Source organism: Paenibacillus sp. MB22_1, from assembly GCF_047200555.1.
Taxonomy (GTDB): Bacteria; Bacillota; Bacilli; order Paenibacillales; family Paenibacillaceae; genus Fontibacillus; species Fontibacillus phoenicis.
This window is the reverse complement of record NZ_JBLADV010000002.1, coordinates 498,811-516,594: the sequence shown is the minus strand read 5'-3', so window position 1 is coordinate 516,594 and position 17,784 is coordinate 498,811. Positions and strand designations below refer to the sequence as shown.

Genomic DNA, 17,784 nt, shown 5'->3' with positions numbered 1-17,784 from the left:
TTGCTTAAGTTGCTCCGAGGAAGATCTAGAAAATTCCCACGACATATTCATTCCAACAACCTAATGTAATGCAAGCCAGAACGAGCAAGATGGTTCCGGTCGTTTGCGACCAGCCGCTGCTGCCATTCATGATATATATGAACACAATGCCGCTTGCAGACAGAAGAAGAGACAGCTTCTGCATCCAGGTGGTTTTTTCTTTCAAAAAGAGGGAAGCGAATAGCATCGTGACCACAGGCGTCATGGCGCTGATGATGCCCCTTCCGCGGAATCTGCATGCTGAAGCCCAAACGTTTGCAAAACAAAGTAAGCGATCGGGTATAATGAAGCGAGTAGCACCAAGGAGAATAATGGTTTCCCACGGAAGCCAGTTTGACGAATCCAACAACGCAGGAACATAAGTTACGCCAATCACTGCCGCATTCAGGATGGCAACGAAATAAGCAAGTTTCAGTTGCGGAATCACCTCCAGACCAACGAGTTCGAGGAAGCCCCCGTTACATCTCGTATATTGGAAGAGGGATTACCAATCGTTCTTTCCGGGATGAAGACATTGATTGAGACAGACAGTTCGTTAACTTTCTAGTGGCACATATAAAGGAGGCAGAATTAGATGAAAATCGTAGTGACAAGCCTGTTCGTTCAAGATCAGGACAAGGCGTTAGAGTTTTATACCCAAACCCTGGGTTTTGTAAAAAAGCATGACATTCCTGCCGGAAAATTTAGATGGATTGCGCTGGTTTCTCCCGATGAGCTGGATGGGACTGAGCTTTTACTCGAACCAAATGACCATCCTGCTGCCAAGGAGTATCAACAGAAGTTGTTCGCCGATGGCATTCCGGCCACGATGTTTGGTGTTGCAGATACTCACAAAGAGTACCAACGCTTATTGGAACACGGGGTGAAGTTCACGATGGAGCCGACTCAAATGGGCGAGAACACCATCGCGATCTTCGACAATACCTGTGGTAATTTGATCCAGATTATTGATTATATGAACAAATGATGATATCCCGATCACGCTTCCTGAAACTGGCGCGCTGATTTCATTTGTTTATGACAAGATCTGTCACTATTATCCCTTATCATAAACAAAGAAATCTCACCAGACGTTACAAGGAGTGATCGAAAGTCATGTTAAGATTTACAATACTGTTCTTCTGCATCATGTTTATGATCGGGACCGATACCTTTCTCGTCTCGCCGCTGCTGCCGACGCTGCAGGATCAATTTGGTGTGGATACGGGCATTGCCGGCTGGATGATTGGTGCCTACACGCTGGGCTCTGCCATCTTTGCCTTGATCGCTGGACCGCTGTCCGACGGCTGGAACCGCCGATTTGTGCTCGTCAGTGGACTGCTTGGGTTCGCCGTCTCCACCATCTTGTGCGGCTTTGCGTTCAGCTTTTGGTCCATGTGTCTGTTCCGTTTTCTTGCCGGCATTAGCGCGGCATTTACGGCTCCCCAAGTATGGGCGTCCATTCCCGCAGTGATGCCGGCGTCAAAAATATCGAAAGCGATGGGCGTCGCCTTCTCCGGGCTGGCGGCCGCGCAAGCGCTGGGCGTGCCGATCGGGAGCTGGCTTGCGGCTTCCTCCTGGTCCGTGCCGTTTTGGATCATTGGCGGGGTGGCATTGCTGCTCGCCGTAGCTGTCTATGGCATGCTGCCGAACATCCATCCGCATGAACCGCAACGGAACACGGTATCGATTTTCCGCCGCTATATGCCTCTGATCACGAGCGGAAAAGCAAGATCCGGGTATCTGGCCTACCTGCTCCTTCATCTGGGCAGCGGGACTACGATGGCTTTTGTCGGCAAATGGCTGGCGGACCGCTTCGAGCTTCCTGTTGAGTCCATCGGCACCGTGATGCTGTTTCTCGGGTTCGGGTCGCTGCTGGGCAGTTTCATCAGTTCTGCTGTGGTGAAAAAGCTGGGCCAAGCCAGTGCAGTCGCGGTGGGAACGGCACTTCTCGTGCTGTTCTATACGGGTTCACCGCATATGGCGAATCTCCCCGTCGTTACCGCTCTCTATTTGATCATCTTCACGACCCTGGGCATCATCTTCCCGCTTGTCATGGAGGCGCTCACTTCGTTAAACGCCTCGATTCGGGGAACGATCTCCAGCCTCGCCAACTCAACGATGAATGTTGCCAATACCCTAGGGGCTTGGGCAGCCGGTATTTTGTATACCCAATTCGGCGGGTTTGGCGCGATCGGGATGTTCTCGGCCGTCAGCTTGGCGCTCTCGCTGGGGATCTTCCTGTTTGGCGGCGTATTGCAACGGAAATCGGAACACGCAGGCCAGGAATCGCCGTCAGCTTCATAATTGATGCGGTTGCCGCTGCCGTGGGAACCCAATAAGGAGTTCCACGCAAGTGCGCGTTTTTATGGACCTTTTTAAATTTGTAGATTACGGCTTCAGCATCTCCATCGAAACTTCGGCAATTTGATGGAGCTTCTGTTTATCGGTGGAGGTGCGACGCATGACGCGGATTCCGAGCAAAGTCGCATGTAAACTGGACGCAAGCAGGCGGGGGGCTAATTCTGGTGAGATGTCTCCCGCTTGTTGCCCCTGTTGGATGAGCTCAGTCAACAACTGCTCTTCATTGCCGAACAGCTCGCTCGTTAATTTGCTGACCTCGGGATCTCTGTAGGCCAGCTCAGTCGCCGAGTTCACAAAGAAGCAGCCGATGGGCTGTTCGCCGTTGGTTTCAATCAGATAGTCAAAAATCAGACGGATGGATTCTAAAGCCGTACGGCCGCGTTGGACTTCCGCCTTAATGGCAGCATTCGTAATCCTCGCATACTGCTCCATCGTTTTGATGTACAGCGTGTGCTTATCGCCAAACGTGTCGTACAAGCTGCGGCGATGTACTCCCATATGCTCCACCAAATCTTGAAGTGAGGTCTTCTCATACCCTTGCTCCCAGAATAAACGCATGGCCTTAAGAAGGACTTCCTTTTCGTCGAACTCTTTACTTCGTGCCATTAACCAGTCCCCTTTCAACTTTATCTTATATCAGGTGCATTCCGGCTTCATCCCCTTGAATGGCCGCACGTTCGCCGAAATGGCGGTGTATGGTCCCGATTAATAGTTGCCGCTGCTGAATTGGCAGGATGCCGCCGCCCGGGAACTGATGCGAGGGCGTCAGAAGCATGAGATGTCCGGGCTCCCATGCGGGAAGCTCATGCAGCTTCATCCCGGCGCCGTCTTATAGCCACCGGCGAGATCCGATAGCCGGCTCTGCGAAAAATATGCAGCGTGAACTCAATCGTCGGATCCTCCAGGTACACGACGTCAAAACGATCCGCAGCGTCTGGGCAATGAGGGCAAAGCCTTCGGAGGAGCCGGATACGATCATGATTTGGACCGGCTGGCAGCGCATGCCTCGTATTCGGTAAAGGTAGGCGGCAAATTCCTTTCGCAGCGCTTCCTCGCCGCGAATATCGCCGTAATCGAGGGAGGCGGGCGGTACACCCCCCGCCGCTTCTTTCAAATATTTGGCCCATAGCTTCCGGGGAAAATGGTGTAAATCCGGCGTACCGATCTCGAAAGGAGCTGCTCATACGCGTTAATCACCACGTTCCGGCCATGGGGCTGCTGAGCGGCAAGTTTACGGCCGCAAAGGCCATCTCCTTCGGCCCGTTGACTCCGGCGCAAATGAGCGAAATCAATGCGATTTTGCGGGGAAAGGCATAAGTCCGGGGCAGGTGACAGCCTAAAAAAGACCTCTTCGAGCATTTCGAAGAGGTCTTTCTACAATCCCGAAAGCAAGAGATCAGCTCAACGTGGAGAGGGCTTCCTTCGTAAATGGCTTCAGCTCATCCACGCGGCCATCGCGGATTTTAGCGGCCCAAGCCGGGTCGGTCAGCAGCGCACGGCCAACGGCAACGAGGTCGAATTCGCCGCGTTCGAGGCGCTCGATCAGTTGATCAATGCCGGTTGTTTCTGCGCCTTTGCCTGACTCGAACAAGCTGGTGAACTCGGAATTCAAGCCAACGGAACCTACGGTGATCGTTGGTTTGCCGGTCAGCTTGCGCGTCCAACCGGCCAGGTTCAGTTCCGAACCCGCGAACTCCGGTTCCCAGAAACGGCGAGTGGAGGCGTGGAAAATATCAACCCCGGCAGCACTCAGCGGAGCCAAGAAGCGCTCCAGCTCCTCAGGGGTCGCGGCCAGCTTGGCACTATAGTCGACGGGCTTCCATTGCGAGAAGCGGAAAATAATCGGGAAATCCGGCCCAACCGCAGCACGGACCGCTTCAATCACCTCAACAGCAAAACGAGTACGCCCGACAAGGTCGCCGCCGTATTCATCGGTCCGCTTATTGGTGACCTCCCAGAAAAACTGGTCGATCAGATAACCATGCGCTCCGTGGATTTCCACGGCATCAAATCCAAGGCGCTTCGCATCCGCGGCAGATTGGGCATAAGCCTGAACCAGCTCGCGGATTTCCTCCTTCGTCAGCGGTTCAGAGACCGGCTTGCCGGTCAAGCTGAGGCCAGATGGTCCGATAGGATCGGCATCCGATTCAGGGAACGTCTCTCGCTGGCGGGCCGTGCCGGTATGCCAAATTTGGGGAGCGATTTTACCGCCGGCTTCATGCACTTCATTGACGACCCTTTGCCACCCGGCCAACGCTTCCTCTCCATAGAAATGCGGCACGTCCCGATCCGCAGGGGCTGCCGGATGATTGATGACCGTGCCTTCCGTAATGATCAATCCAACGCCGTTCTCGGCTCTTCTGCGGTAATAACCGGCGACATCAGGACCCGGGATTCCGCCGGGCGAAAAGGAACGGGTCATCGGCGCCATGACAATTCGATTCGCAAGCTTCAGTCCGCCGCCTTCAAAAGGTTTGAATAGAGCAGCAGCCGCTTGGGAAATGGACATGTGGATCTCTCCCCTCCATAATCATTTTATACGTATATCTAAATATATAGATTAATAAATCGATATGCAAGCAAAAAATGATTCTGCTTGATTATTTTTTGGCTTTCAGCTTGGCGGCAAATTGCTCCAAGAAGGTATCGATCCCTTCTTCATTTAACCTGTAATACGTATATTGTCCATAACGGCGTGATTCTAACAGGCCGCTCTTTTGCAAACTGGCTAAATACGAAGAAATGACGGATTGCGCTAATCCGGATTTTTCCTGAATCGAGCCGACACATACACTGCCCGGAAACTCTTGCTTGATGACATCCGGCAGATCGGACTCCAATTTCTCCGGCTCCCGCAGCCAACAGAGAATGTTGAGCCGAGTTTCATTTGAGAGGGCCTTTAGCACGGCCAGCATGTCTTGGTCTTTCATCGTTTGATCCCCGTTCTTAGTTCGTTTGTTCCCAGTATATCAAAATTTTCGCCGCCCCATAAAGAGTGAAGATGCTGCAGCGCTCGTGATGGTTTGAATTCATGTCGTCTGCCCATTTTTCATAGCTCTTCAAAGTCCATGATCGAATAGTTAAATGAAGGAAGGCGGGAAGTGCTGCCTTTCTTTTTTTATGCCCGTTTGTCCCGTCCGGTCCATAGCCATTATGACAAAGAGCTGTTTGCTGCTAGACGGAGCATCATTGCGGGGAGCAAACTCTATGCCCCAATGCATGAAACGATCGCCCGGATCATTAATCCATACGCAGGCGACACCGCTTCTGCCCCTCTCGTGGCCGACATGGGTTGCGGGGAAGGTTCGCATTTGCAGGGGATATTACGGCAGTTGGAAAGGCCGGATGGGTTAGGCGTTGGCATCGATTTGTCCAAAGAAGCCATCCGGCTGGCTGCCCGCTCGCCTGGTCTGCGGAACAAGCGCGAATCGCAGCGTTTACGCAGCGGGATGCCGTAGAAATCACCATCGATGTGGAGATTCTGATGGGCATCAAGGAGATGCGCTAGACGGTTTTTCGGCAAAACGTTATCATGAATGAGGACAGAACAAATGAACGGATAGGAGCAGAAAGATGATCGGAACGATTGTGAACACGGTCGCCATATTGGCGGGGAGTGTGCTTGGCAGCATCTTTAAGAAAGGGCTGAAGGAAACGTATCAGTCCGCCCTATTTACCGCAATCGGTCTGGCCGCCACCATGCTTGGCATTAACGCTGCGGTGACCCATATGAAGGACAGCACGTTCCCTGTGCTGTTCATCATCAGCATGGCGGCGGGGAGTTTGGCCGGAACCGCGCTGGACATCGACGGGAAGTTCCAACGGCTGGTGGGGCGGTTCTCCACCTCGAATTTGGGACAAGGACTATCGACGGGCATCCTGCTCTTCTGCATCGGCACGTTGTCGATCCTTGGGCCGATTGAAAGCGCGCTTCACGGGAATCACACCTACCTGTACATGAATGCCACGCTGGATTTGGTGACTTCCATGGTGCTGGCATCCAGCTACGGCATCGGCATTGCACTTACTGCTGTCGTGCTCTTTCTATGGCAGGGAGCCATTTATATGAGCGCCGATTATTTGGCGACTTTTCTGACGACTCCATTGCTGACGGAAATTTCGATTGTCGGCGGCGTGCTGATTGCAAGCTCGGGGTTATCGATTTTGAAGATCATCGATGCGAAGACGTTGAATATGCTGCCGTCCTTATTGGTGCCGGTGATCTGGTTTTTGCTTAAAGGCTGGTTCGGTTATTGAGGACTCAAGTCGGGATACTCAATACAAATTAACTGGAAAATGTACCGTTAATTTCGATGTAGACCAGCTGTACGTGCAACTAACAGTAAAACCTACCGTTAATTTCATCAATATCGCCACTTTAGCGGAAAAGCACCCAAATTAACTATACAATTTACCGTTAAATCGCCCATAACTTACGTTTCTGCCAATATTAACGGTAGAAATTCCAGTTAGTTTGTATTCTCCGACGGGGAGTGCTAACGATTCCGTCGTCCACTGATACAAAAAAAGTCAGTCAGGGTTACCATCCTGATCGACTTTTTTTTGATTTAAACTTTCACAGCTGCCGTTGATTCGCGCACGATCAAATGGGTGGGCAGCAAAATTTCTTGATACGCTTCGTTCGGATGCTTGATCCGCCACATGAGCTGCTCAAACGCTCTGTGCGCGAACAGAGACAGGTCAACCTCCATCGTCGTGATTTTGGGCGTGGCCATTTGGGAATAATGGCTGTTGTCGAAGCCGCAAATCGAGATCTCGTCAGGGATTTGGTAACCCAGCTGGCGCAGCGCCGAGCTGACGTAAAACGCAAATCCATCATTCAGGCAAAACCAAGCGCTAGGCTGGTCAGCCACACGGCTCATCGCTTCAGCGATGATTTCCTCTTCTTCTTGCGTATGCACAAGCATACGTGCTTCACGCGGCTCAAGGCCGTGCTCCCGCAAGGCAAGCATATAGCCTTCCCAACGTTCCTGGTAACTCGGCGAAACCGCGACATTGCCCAGGATGCCGATATTCCGATGGCCATAATCCAGCAGATGCTTGACGGCGATATAAGCGCTGAAACGGTTATTGGTCAGAACTGCATCGGTTGAAAGCAGCGGGTGATGGTGGTCGATCAGCACGGTGGGGATGCCTTGCTCAAGCACGTTGCGGATATAAGCCGTACTGATATGCGACAGAATCAGGAGGCCGTCCACTTGCTTCTCTTCAATGAAAGAAGGCAGCTGCAGCCGGTCGCGCATCTCGGGAGTAATCGATTGAATAAGGAGATTGATGCCGTGGTTCTTGGCTTCCCGTTCGACCGCAAGATAGATTTCCCCGAAAAACTGCATGGAAAAAGCAAAGTCTGAAGCAATCAGCCCGATGGTCTTCACTTGATTTTGATTGCCGGCGGACGTCTTCTTGTTGTAACGGTAGCCCATGGCTTCCGCCGTCTCGATAATTTTGCGCCGCGTTTCTTCGCTTACTCCGTCCTTGCCGGATAACGCCTGGGAGACAGAGTTCTTGGATAGATTCAAGCGATCAGCGATATCCTGCATGACGACTTTTTTACGCATGTTTGAATCCCCTCTATGTGTACTGCTTATCATTTTGTAACGTTACAAAATTAAATATACACAAAAAAAGTTGTAATGTAAACGATTAGCAGGAAAAAAGCTTAGTTTTCAGCATTTTGCGAAGCTGAAATCCTCTCTTGACAGCGTTGTCATTTGGATACATAATAAAAATGTAATCTTGAGTAACGTTACAAAAGAAGGTTAGTCATGAAGTTAGTAATTCTATCATCTATCTGGTAGGGGGTCATTCATGTGAAGAAGAAATTTTCCATGGCCATCATCTTGGTTCTTGCAGTTTCCCTGCTGTTGTCGGCCTGCTCCGGCAATAACGGCGGAGGCGCCAGCCAAGGCGATCAGAATGAGAAGGGAGGGCAAAGCGCTGAACCAGGCAAGAAGGTGGAACTGAAGCTGACGACCTGGGCCGGGGCGGACGAAGCGAAAGAACTGCAGCAAATTCTTGACGAATTAAACGAGAAATCAACAACGTATACGATCGTGCAGGATTCCAATCCGGCGGAATACGATACCCGATTGATCACGCAATTAACCGGGAATTCGGGACCAGATCTGTTCTGGATCAGCGCACAGCGTGCGGCCCAGTTCTCGTCGGAAGGCGCGATGCTGGACATTACAGATCGATTGAAGTCCTCTGACAAACCGGCAGCGAATCTGGATGATTATTACGAGGCTTCGCTTCAGCCGTTTACGCACGAAGGGAAGGTTTACGGCCTGCCTTGGCTGCAGCAGCCGGTGATGCTGTACGTGAATAAGGGATTGTTCGACGAAGCGGGTGTGGCTTATCCGGATGAAACCTGGACCTGGGAGCAATTTACCGATGCGGCAACGAAGCTGACCAAGGACAAGAATGGCAAGCATCCGGGCGAGGATGGGTTTGATGAGAAGTCGGTGGTACAGTGGGGCTTTACGTTAAACGGCTGGCCGCCATCCCAAATGTTCGTATGGCAAAACGGTGGAGACGTCTTAACCGAAGACGGTCAATCGCCAATCGACTCGCCGGAAGCGAAGGAAGCTCTGAACTTCTACGCCGACCTGGTGAAGGGTCCATTGACACCTTCGCAGCAAATCGTTCGAGATCGCGGCTTCGACAAAATGTTCCGCGATGGCCAAGTGGCTATGTTCATGGGCGGGGCAGCCGATGATCTGGATTCCACGGTCGATAACGTGCAAGCTTTTATGGTTCCAGCGGGACCAACCGGCATCCATGCCACCTTTGGCGACATCCTTGGCATGGGCATCAACGTCAATACGAAAAACCCCGATGCCGCTTTCGAAGCTTTGGTGGATCTGAGCGATGCGATCCACCACTGGAAGATCATGCCGCCGCGTAAATCCCTGGCGGACTTGGCAACGTTGCAGGAGCTTCATCCGAAGAAATCGCATTCCCTAGAGGCGATCATCAACTCGATGGAATACGCGAGACCGTACCGCTATTCCGAGAAATATCCGGAATGGGATAACATTTACTGGACGCAGCTGATGGACCCGATCATCAATGCGGGGACCGATCCGGAGAAGCTGATTCCGGAAGTCAAGCCGCTGCTGGAGAGCGCGATTAAATAATTGAAGGTTCGAGAGAGAAGGACGGGGAGGCGGGAGCCTCCTTCCTTTTCTTCATCAAGCGAACGGGCCAACCTGTGCAGAAAGGAGGAAACCGCATGGAAAACCATCTTGCAACCTTGATCCGATGGTTGCTGGTGCCTGTCGTCCTATTAGTCATTGCGAGCGTGCTCTACTTCGTTGTTTCCAAGCTTGGCTGGAAAAAGAAGCAGGCGATCGGTTTGGCGCTCGTTTCCCCGTGGATTGTAGGTTTCCTGATTTTTACCCTTTATCCTTTGCTGGATTCCTTATACCTGAGCTTTACCGAGTCTTCGATCTTCGGAAAGACGGAATGGGTAGGATTTGGCAACTACATCAAGCTGTTTACGAATGATATCGAGTTCTGGCCGTCCATCCGGATCACGCTGCTTTACGCCGCCTTATCGCTGCCGATCGGCGTGATTGGAGCACTGCTGGTCGCCATGCTGCTGAACAATAAAATCAAGGGGATCGGCACGTACCGGACGATCTATTTCCTTCCGGCGGTGATGCCCGAGGTAGCGGTGGCGCTGCTGTGGAGATGGATGTTTAACAGTGAGTCAGGCATTATCAACTATGTTCTATCGCCGGCGCTGTCGTTGTTTGGCATCGATAAGCCCAATTGGTTTGGCGATCCGCATTATGTCATTGGCGCGTTTGTCATCATGAGCTTATGGGGGATCTTCGGTACCAATACAGTCGTATTCCTGGCCGGCTTACAGGGCGTTCCAAGCAATTTATACGAAGCGGCAGAAATCGACGGAGCCGGACGATTCGCCAAGTTCATACACATCACGATCCCGCAAATTTCGCCGGTGATCCTGCTGCAGGTCATCATGGGGATGATCGGAGCACTGCAAATTTTCACGATTGCGATGTTCGTCCGCCCAACCTCGGCCGCCGGCAAATTTATGAACCAGCTGGTGTACGAACGCGGATTCACGCAGCTGCATATGGGCGAGGCGTCGGCCATCGCCTGGGTGTTGTTTATCATCATCCTGGTGTTGACGCTGCTCGTGTTCCGTTCCAGCCCGGCGTGGGTTCACTACGAATCGGAACGGCGCTAATAGGAGGTGTAACACATGGAAAATGCTTCGACAGCCCGTACCCAAGCTGTCTCCGGCAGAACGTGGAAATGGGTGAACAAAACGTTGATTTACGTGATCGTCACGTTCTTAGCCGCCGTCATCCTGGTGCCGTTCTTCTGGATGGTGTCGACCGCTTTGCAGGCGGACGGGGATATCTTCGCCTGGCCGCCGCAATGGATTCCAGATCCGCCGCAATGGCATAACTTCGTGGAAGCGTGGACGGCGATGCCGTTTAACCGCTACCTGTTTAACACGATATTTATCGTGGTGCTGGGGATTGTTGCGGAGCTGATCAGCGCGACGATTGTAGCTTATGGATTTGCGCGGTTTCGTTTTCCTGGAAGCAGTCTGATCTTCCTCGTGCTGCTGGCCACGATGATGCTGCCGTTTCACGTCACGCTGATTCCAACGTTTCTGATCTGGCAGAAATTTGGCTTGGTCGGCCAATTCGACCCGCTTGTTCTGCGGGCGTGGACGGCGTGGGGACCGTTTTATATTTTCTTGCTGCGTCAGTTTTTCATGACCTTGCCGCGGGAATTGGACGATGCGGCTGAGATCGACGGGTCAAATTTCTTTCAGACCTTCGTTTATATCATGCTGCCGCAGGTGAAGCCGGCGTTGCTGGCTGTAGCGATCTTTGCGTTCCGGGGGTATTGGAACGACTTTCTGGGTCCGCTCATCTACCTGTCGGATATGAAGATGTATACGCTTAATGTTGGCATGTATTTCTTTATGGGCGGCGTGAACGAAGCCCCGCAATGGAATTACCTGATGGCGATGTCCACGCTGGTGGCGCTCCCGGTCATTCTGTTGTTCTTTATGGCTCAGCGTTATTTTATCGAGGGCATTACGTTTACGGGCATGAAAGACTAATCAGTCTGAATTTCGGATAGGAGGAACTACTAGATGACGATGTTGCAAAAGATAGAGATCAATCGCTCCGTGAACAATCCGCTGATTACGCCGAAGGATGTCAAGCCCACCTTCCCGGATTGGGAGGTGCTCGGCGTATTTAACGCTGGCGTTGCTGAATATGAAGGAGAAGTAATCCTGCTGCTGCGGGTGGCGGAATGCCCTCGGCAGACCGACCCGCGCTATGTGCTTGTTCCGGTGCTTGACGTGAACGGCCAGACCTCGGGTTCGGAACCGGCGGTGGAAATTGTGAAAGTAGACCGGGAAGATCCGCGCTTCGACTTCTCCGATCCTCGGGTCATTCGCGACAAGCAGGGGGCCACGGTGTACTTGACGTCTATCTCCCATTTTCGCGTGGCACGTAGCCGGGACGGCCTGAACTTTACCATCGACGAGACGCCTAGTGTCTGGCCGGAGGACCCGCTGGAACGCTGGGGCATCGAAGATCCGCGGATTACCCGGTTGGAGGAGCGATATCATATCACCTACAGCGCAGTTTCTGAAAGAGGTGTAGCCGTCGGCCGGCTGACGACCAGCGACTTCGTTTCGTTCCGCCGGGAAGGATTAATCCTGGCCCCGACCAATAAAGATGTAACCTTGTTCCCCGCAGCGATCGACGGGAAATATTATATGCTTCACCGCCCGGTGCCGGAAGGAATCGGACAGCCCGAAATGTGGCTGGCCGAGTCGCCGGACCTGGAGCACTGGGGGAACCATCGCTTCTTGATGGGGCTGCGCGAAGGAAAATGGGACGGAGCGCGTATCGGCGCGGGATGCGTACCGATCCAAACCGAGGCAGGCTGGCTGATCCTGTATCATGGCGCGGACCAATCGCATCGCTACTGCATGGGCGCAGCCCTGCTGGACCTCAAGGACCCGGGCCGGGTGACCGCCCGCATGGAGGAGCCGCTGATGGTGCCGGAAGCGGAATATGAGACGAGCGGATTTTTCCATAGCGTTATTTTTGCTTGCGGAGCGATCGTTAAGGGAGAACAAGTGATCATGTATTATGGGGCATCGGACGATTCGATGGCCTGCGCGAGCTTCCGCCTCCCGCAGCTGCTGGAAGCTTTGAAACCACTAAGCTAACGGAAAGGAATCAGACGATGGCAAAATTTCAGAACAGCGGTGTTTTGTCGTGCGAGAAATTGGTTGAGGTCTACCGCCGTATGGCAAAAACGAACAAGCCCGGAGAAGCCGTCAAACTGAAGTTTGAAGGTGTGGGCGAACGGGATGTTTACAATATTTCGGCTCCCTTCGAGGACGAAGGGGATCTGGTCATTGCCGGACGCGTTGAGCGCCGGGACAGCGAGGAGTCGGAGATTTGGTTTTTTGTTCGCCATGATGAGCATTGGGTTCCCCGGGAGGGGGCGCCGGTGTTTGCGCTGCAGGATCCGTTCTTCACCCGCATCGGCGGGGAGCTGGTGTTCGGCGGGGTGCAGACGTTCCCTCATCCGGAGCTGGAAGGAGCACTCAGTTGGCGGACGGTATTTTACAAAGGACCTAGTCTCAATCGGTTAGAGCTGTTCTTCCAAGGCCCGGACCAAATGAAGGATTTACGCCTGGTGGAGCTGTCCGACGGAGCCATTGGCGTATTTACCCGTCCGCAGGGTGAGAAAGGCGGCAGGGGGAAAATCGGCTTCGCGAAAGTGGACCGGCTTGAGGACCTCTCGCTTGAGGTGGTGCAGGAAGCGCCGCTGCTTGAGCAATTCCTTGATGAGGAATGGGGCGGCTGCAACGAAATCCACCTGCTGGCCAACGGCAAGCTGGGGGTGCTGGGCCATATCGCCCGCTTCGATGAGCAAGGCGACCGCCATTATTATCCGATGGCCTTCGGTTACGACCCGGCGACCGGCCAATATACCGATCTGGAGATCATCGCCGAGCGCTCCGATTTCCTGCCGGGTCCGTCGAAGCGGCCGGATCTGGCAGACGTCGTATTCAGCGGCGGACTCGTCCGTCAAGGCGGAGGCAAAGCCACGCTGTATGCGGGAATCAGCGATGCGGAAGCGCAGAGCCTGGTGATCGACGATCCGTTTGTCGAATTGGAACAATAAGATTTGATCTAAGCCTTTCTCGGCTGCCGAGAGGGGCTTTGTTTTTTTGTTGAAAAATTGGGAATTGTCGACTACACTAGCGGTAGTCTCTTCTACTTTTTTTGTACATCTACGCTATTACGGACATAGAATACTCATATACGTATTTCACTTTATTTCCGGCAAGCGAAAGAGGTGGGGCAGCGATGGGGATTTGGATCGTATTAGCCATCGGATGGATTGCGGGATGGATCCTGTTTCGGGCAGTTGTTGTTCCTGAACGGGAAGGATCTTATCGCGGGGGAGAGAAGGTGTCGGTCATCATTCCGGCGCGGAACGAAGCCGGGAATTTGCCGCATCTGCTGGGTTCGCTTAAGAAGCAAACCTATGCTCCCGATGAGATTATCGTAGTGGATGATTTTTCGGAGGATGGCACCTATGAGGTTGCCGCTAAATATGGAGTGAACGTGATTCGGAACGACGCATTGCCTCCCGGATGGACGGGGAAAACCTGGGCGGTCTGGAACGGCTACCGGCAATCCACCGGCGACGTGATTGTCTTTCTGGATGCGGACATTCGCTTGGCCCCCCGGGCGCTGGAGTCGCTGTTGCAGGCGCGGGCCGAAGCGGGCGGCGTGATTTCCGTGGTTCCATTTCATGTCACGGAGAAGTTTTATGAACGCCTGGCGCTCATTACGAACGTCTTGGGCGTATTTGCATTCACCTCGCCGTTTGAAATGCGCAGCCGGCACAAGGGGCTGTACGGCTCCTGCATCGTGACAACGCGCCGGGATTATGAGGCGATTCAAGGTCATGACAGCATCCGTTCGGAGCTGCTCGACGATTTGAACCTTGGCGCCAAGTTCCGTGAGGCAGGTATTCGCGTGACCAATTTTCTCGGCGGCGGCCTCGTCTCCTTCCGGATGTACCCGAACGGGATTCGCAGCGAGCTGGAGGGGTTCGGTAAAGGTGCGGTGCTGAGCACTGCCAAGCTACGGCCGGCCACGACGCTGCTGGTTGCGGTGTGGCTCCTGGGGCTTATCGCTTCCGAAGGCGCATTGTTCCTTTGGAACACGGCCTGGGCTTACCCGCTGCTGATCGGGTATGTACTGTATGCGGTGCAGCTCTATTTGTTGGTACGTTATGTTGGGAAGTTTGGCATATGGATGCCTCTGCTTCACGTGTTGTCTACCCTCTTTTTTCTCGTGATCCTGATCTATTCGGCCTATCAAGTGGTGTTTCGCGGATCGGTCACCTGGAAAGGTCGGGACGTGCAGGTAGGAAGCAGGGGAGACCGATGATTCTCTTACTGGCTGTGGCTGAGTTCCTGTGCGGGGCCTTGATGTTTTCCTATTGGCTGGGCAAGGCGGCCCGGAAAGATTTACGACAGGTCGGGGACGGCAATCCCGGAGCGTTTAACCTGTGGCAGTCTGCCGGTTACCGTTGGGGGTTGGCGGGCATTCTGCTCGATTTTTTGAAGGGATATATGCCGCTGGTCTTTCTGGTCGAATCGGGAATGTTGGGACGCGATTTCGGGATGACGCTGGTCGCGATCGCCCCGATCCTTGGGCATGCCTTTTCGCCATTCCTTAAATTTAAGGGAGGCAAGGCGATTGCCGTAACCTTCGGCGTGTGGAGCGCCTTAACCCGATTTGAGGCGGCTTTGGCCTATGCGGTGATTCTCGCCGTGCTGCTTGCGGTATTTTCCTTCTATAAGAAGGGAAAATATGCGTCTAGGGAAGCCGACGGCTTCCAAGTTGTCGTTGGCATGGCGATGCTGTCCATTTTTCTGCTGGTTTCCGGCTATTCACTGCCTTTCTGGGGCGTCTGGCTGGTGAATCTGATCGTGCTGACGTATGCCAATCGACAGGCGATTCGGAGCTTTCTGACCGGAAAGGGCGGCAAGCTGCCTCGTTCCGGGGATGGTGTCACACTGTAGCTGCATCGGGCCAGCGTGTTGCTTAAATCTAGCAGCCAAGGTATATTTTGCATGTGAAATAGAAATGCTATAAGCAACCTGAGATGGAAGGAGCAAAGCTGTATGGATGCCACTCTTGAAGCGGATGAAGTTGTCCGCCGAATCAAACGATTGCAGAGTGAAGGCGTTTCGCTGAGCAAGAAGCAAGTGAAGCAGAACGATCCAGAGTTGATGCGCAACGCTTTGTTTTATTTTCCTAGCTGGGAGCATGCGGTAAAGAACGCAGAAAACTTATAATAAACACCCTATCAAACCGATTCGGGTTGGCGAAGTGAAGCCATCGACCCGGGTCGTTTTTTTTGTTATTTATTTTCTGGACAAGGGCCGATATGATGAATATGAGGCTGAATGTAAGCGATTAAATCGATGAGAAAGCTTGGCGATCCCATGAAAAAATATATTCCCTTCACCTACAAAATGCTGATTCCCTACCTGCTGCTCGTGCTGTTAACGGACGTGATCATCGGCTACGTGTCGTACGCGATGCTGACCGAATCCCGGACGGAGATGGCCGAGACGAACATCCGCACCGGAATGGAGCAGGCCCGGAACAACATTCGCTATCAGATGGACGAGATCCAGCGGATGTCGGATACCTTGTTTGGCAATCTCGCCTTTCAACGGGCGCTGCAGACCAAAGGGGAGCCGTACGACATTTATCTGGTCATGCTGGATGAGATCGTTCCGCAAATTACGGCGCCGCTCAAGCTGTTTGGCAACCATATTCGGCTGATGCTGTATACGCTGAACAGCGATCTGTATATCGTCTCGGGCGATAACTTGGAGGAGCCGATTCACCGCAGTGACTATTACATCCTGCCGTTTGAGGACATTCAGGACAGTGCCTGGTATCAAGAGTTTAAAGATTCCGAACGGGACAATATCTGGCTGCAGATTGACACCGATCAGCGGCTGGGGAACATCTCCCATATCCGCCGCCTGGTGTCCTATAGCGGGAACATGACCGTGATCGGATACGTCCGCATCACCGCTTCCTTAGACGATTTGTTTGGCGATTTCTCCACATTCCCTGTCGAGCAGGGGATTACGGTACGCCTGATTGACGCAGCGTCGGATGGTGCCTTGCTCTACCAGCGGGGCAACGCGGAAATGGGGGCTCAGCCGAGTAAATATCTGAGCCTGCATGAATCGATCCCGGGCTCCGATTTTGTAATTGAGGCGCTGGTTCCGAAAGATTACTTAACCAAGGATGCGGGCAGGCTGCAGCGCGTGATTTTTACGGTGTGCGGCATCAGCTTTATCGGTATGGCCTTCATTGGGTATATCGTGGCCCGGCTGTCCGGACGGAAAATGAAACGAATCGTGTGGCTCGTCCGTTCCTTTCAGGAAGGGAACTTTCAGAAGCGGATTCGCTTCTCGGGCAACGATGAGTTTGTACATATCGCCGATGCGTTTAACGTTATGGCTGCCAATATTCAGGGGCTGATCAACAGCGTGTATGTGCAAGGTATCCAGAAGAAGCAAGCGGAGCTGGAGGCGCTGCAGGCGCAGATTAACCCGCATTTTCTGTACAATACCCTGTCGACGATCAGCAGTTTAGCCAATCTCGGCGAGACAGCCAAGGTCACCGAAATGGTTCAGGGCTTGTCGCGGTTTTACCGGTTGACGCTGAATCAAGGGAACGTATTTACGCCGCTGGAAAATGAATTGATGCAGGTGGAGACGTATCTGGATATTCAACGGGTTAAATACGCCGGGGCTTTCTCTGTCCACTTCGACGTGGATCCCGAACTGCTGCAGGTACAGGTGATGAAGCTGATCCTGCAGCCGTTTGTGGAGAATACGTTTAAGCATGCCTGGTTTGGCGAATCGATTGCGATCGTCATTAAAGGGAAGCGGCAGGGCGATAACTTGGAGCTGAAAGTGATCGATAACGGCATTGGGATGAGGCCGGAGACGGTGCAGCGCTTGCTGATCGGTCCAAGCCAATCCGGCGGTTACGGGGTGAAGAACGTCGACGAGCGGATCAAGCTCCGCTACGGAGACAAATACGGTATTCGTATCGCCAGCATCTACGGCGGCGGAACGACGGTTCAAATCGTGCTTCCGGTGAGCCCTGGGGAGCTTCCGGCTATGGAATAATTTTTGATGATTTATCAGAGGAAAGTCTGCAAAATCGGTGAATTTGTATAGGTTTTCATTGTAAACCGATATGTTCAGTGGAACGAGCGGTAAGTATGCTCGAAATAAGA

20 protein-coding genes are annotated in these 17,784 nt (G+C 52.9%); 13 read left to right on the top strand and 7 right to left on the bottom strand.

Features of this window, described 5'->3' with window-relative positions:
* Positions 1-25: 25 nt before the first annotated feature.
* Complete coding sequence (locus ACL02P_RS14120; protein ID WP_412837522.1) at positions 26-466, bottom strand: EamA family transporter; 441 nt, start codon at positions 464-466, stop codon at positions 26-28.
* Between the two features lie 147 nt (positions 467-613).
* On the opposite strand from ACL02P_RS14120, the gene ACL02P_RS14115 reads away from it, so the two are divergent.
* Positions 614-1,006, top strand: coding sequence for a VOC family protein (locus ACL02P_RS14115; protein WP_412837521.1), 393 nt, complete (start codon positions 614-616; stop codon positions 1,004-1,006).
* Positions 1,007-1,134: 128 nt separating this feature from the next.
* A complete protein-coding gene (locus ACL02P_RS14110) occupies positions 1,135-2,325 on the top strand; it encodes an MFS transporter (RefSeq protein ID WP_412837520.1) in 1,191 nt (396 codons plus the stop codon).
* A gap of 84 nt (positions 2,326-2,409) precedes the next feature.
* Here ACL02P_RS14110 and ACL02P_RS14105 read toward each other — a convergent pair whose 3' ends face one another.
* The 5 genes from ACL02P_RS14105 to ACL02P_RS14085 form a co-directional block, all read right to left on the bottom strand.
* Positions 2,410-2,988 (bottom strand): TetR/AcrR family transcriptional regulator, encoded by a 579-nt coding sequence (locus tag ACL02P_RS14105; RefSeq protein WP_323077793.1) that lies wholly within the window; start codon positions 2,986-2,988, stop codon positions 2,410-2,412.
* 25 nt (positions 2,989-3,013) lie between these two features.
* A complete protein-coding gene (locus ACL02P_RS14100; RefSeq protein WP_260071125.1) occupies positions 3,014-3,157 on the bottom strand; it encodes a hypothetical protein in 144 nt (47 codons plus the stop codon).
* Between the two features lie 54 nt (positions 3,158-3,211).
* On the bottom strand, positions 3,212-3,496 hold the full coding sequence (locus tag ACL02P_RS14095; protein WP_412837519.1) for a hypothetical protein: 285 nt from the start codon (positions 3,494-3,496) through the stop codon (positions 3,212-3,214).
* A 282-nt stretch (positions 3,497-3,778) separates the two neighbouring features.
* On the bottom strand, positions 3,779-4,891 hold the full coding sequence (locus tag ACL02P_RS14090) for an NADH:flavin oxidoreductase (protein ID WP_323077791.1): 1,113 nt from the start codon (positions 4,889-4,891) through the stop codon (positions 3,779-3,781).
* Positions 4,892-4,982: 91 nt separating this feature from the next.
* Positions 4,983-5,312, bottom strand: a complete 330-nt coding sequence (locus ACL02P_RS14085; protein WP_260071122.1) for an ArsR/SmtB family transcription factor — start codon at positions 5,310-5,312, stop codon at positions 4,983-4,985.
* A 171-nt stretch (positions 5,313-5,483) separates the two neighbouring features.
* Here ACL02P_RS14085 and ACL02P_RS14080 point away from each other — a divergent pair, with 171 nt between their 5' ends.
* A complete protein-coding gene (locus ACL02P_RS14080) occupies positions 5,484-5,840 on the top strand; it encodes a hypothetical protein (RefSeq protein WP_323077790.1) in 357 nt (118 codons plus the stop codon).
* Positions 5,841-5,955: 115 nt separating this feature from the next.
* Positions 5,956-6,639 carry a DUF554 domain-containing protein gene (locus ACL02P_RS14075; protein ID WP_412837518.1) on the top strand — a complete coding sequence of 228 codons (684 nt, stop codon included), beginning with the start codon at positions 5,956-5,958 and terminating at the stop codon, positions 6,637-6,639.
* Between the two features lie 311 nt (positions 6,640-6,950).
* On the opposite strand, the gene ACL02P_RS14070 is transcribed toward ACL02P_RS14075, so the two are convergent.
* The gene (locus tag ACL02P_RS14070) at positions 6,951-7,961 is read right to left on the bottom strand and encodes a LacI family DNA-binding transcriptional regulator (RefSeq protein ID WP_412837517.1); all 1,011 of its coding nucleotides are present in this window, start codon (positions 7,959-7,961) and stop codon (positions 6,951-6,953) included.
* 252 nt (positions 7,962-8,213) lie between these two features.
* Between ACL02P_RS14070 and ACL02P_RS14065 the strand changes: the two genes are divergently transcribed.
* The 9 genes from ACL02P_RS14065 (at position 8,214) to ACL02P_RS14025 (ending at position 17,674) form a co-directional block, all read left to right on the top strand.
* Positions 8,214-9,542 (top strand): ABC transporter substrate-binding protein, encoded by a 1,329-nt coding sequence (locus ACL02P_RS14065; RefSeq protein WP_009226524.1) that lies wholly within the window; start codon positions 8,214-8,216, stop codon positions 9,540-9,542.
* Between the two features lie 95 nt (positions 9,543-9,637).
* A complete protein-coding gene (locus ACL02P_RS14060) occupies positions 9,638-10,624 on the top strand; it encodes a carbohydrate ABC transporter permease (protein WP_009226523.1) in 987 nt (328 codons plus the stop codon).
* A 15-nt stretch (positions 10,625-10,639) separates the two neighbouring features.
* On the top strand, positions 10,640-11,518 hold the full coding sequence (locus ACL02P_RS14055; RefSeq protein WP_009226522.1) for a carbohydrate ABC transporter permease: 879 nt from the start codon (positions 10,640-10,642) through the stop codon (positions 11,516-11,518).
* Between the two features lie 33 nt (positions 11,519-11,551).
* On the top strand, positions 11,552-12,646 hold the full coding sequence (locus tag ACL02P_RS14050) for a glycoside hydrolase family 130 protein (RefSeq protein WP_412837516.1): 1,095 nt from the start codon (positions 11,552-11,554) through the stop codon (positions 12,644-12,646).
* 17 nt (positions 12,647-12,663) lie between these two features.
* Positions 12,664-13,614 carry an MTP-1 family protein gene (locus ACL02P_RS14045; RefSeq protein ID WP_412837515.1) on the top strand — a complete coding sequence of 317 codons (951 nt, stop codon included), beginning with the start codon at positions 12,664-12,666 and terminating at the stop codon, positions 13,612-13,614.
* Between the two features lie 185 nt (positions 13,615-13,799).
* Complete coding sequence (locus tag ACL02P_RS14040) at positions 13,800-14,894, top strand: glycosyltransferase (RefSeq protein ID WP_009226519.1); 1,095 nt, start codon at positions 13,800-13,802, stop codon at positions 14,892-14,894.
* Complete coding sequence (locus ACL02P_RS14035; RefSeq protein WP_412837514.1) at positions 14,891-15,532, top strand: glycerol-3-phosphate acyltransferase; 642 nt, start codon at positions 14,891-14,893, stop codon at positions 15,530-15,532. Before ACL02P_RS14040 ends, ACL02P_RS14035 begins: the two co-directional genes overlap by 4 nt.
* Positions 15,533-15,634: 102 nt before the next feature.
* Positions 15,635-15,808 (top strand): hypothetical protein, encoded by a 174-nt coding sequence (locus tag ACL02P_RS14030; RefSeq protein ID WP_009226517.1) that lies wholly within the window; start codon positions 15,635-15,637, stop codon positions 15,806-15,808.
* A 150-nt stretch (positions 15,809-15,958) separates the two neighbouring features.
* Positions 15,959-17,674: a sensor histidine kinase gene (locus ACL02P_RS14025; protein WP_260071115.1), complete on the top strand. Its 1,716-nt coding sequence runs from the start codon at positions 15,959-15,961 to the stop codon at positions 17,672-17,674.
* Positions 17,675-17,784: the final 110 nt, after the last annotated feature.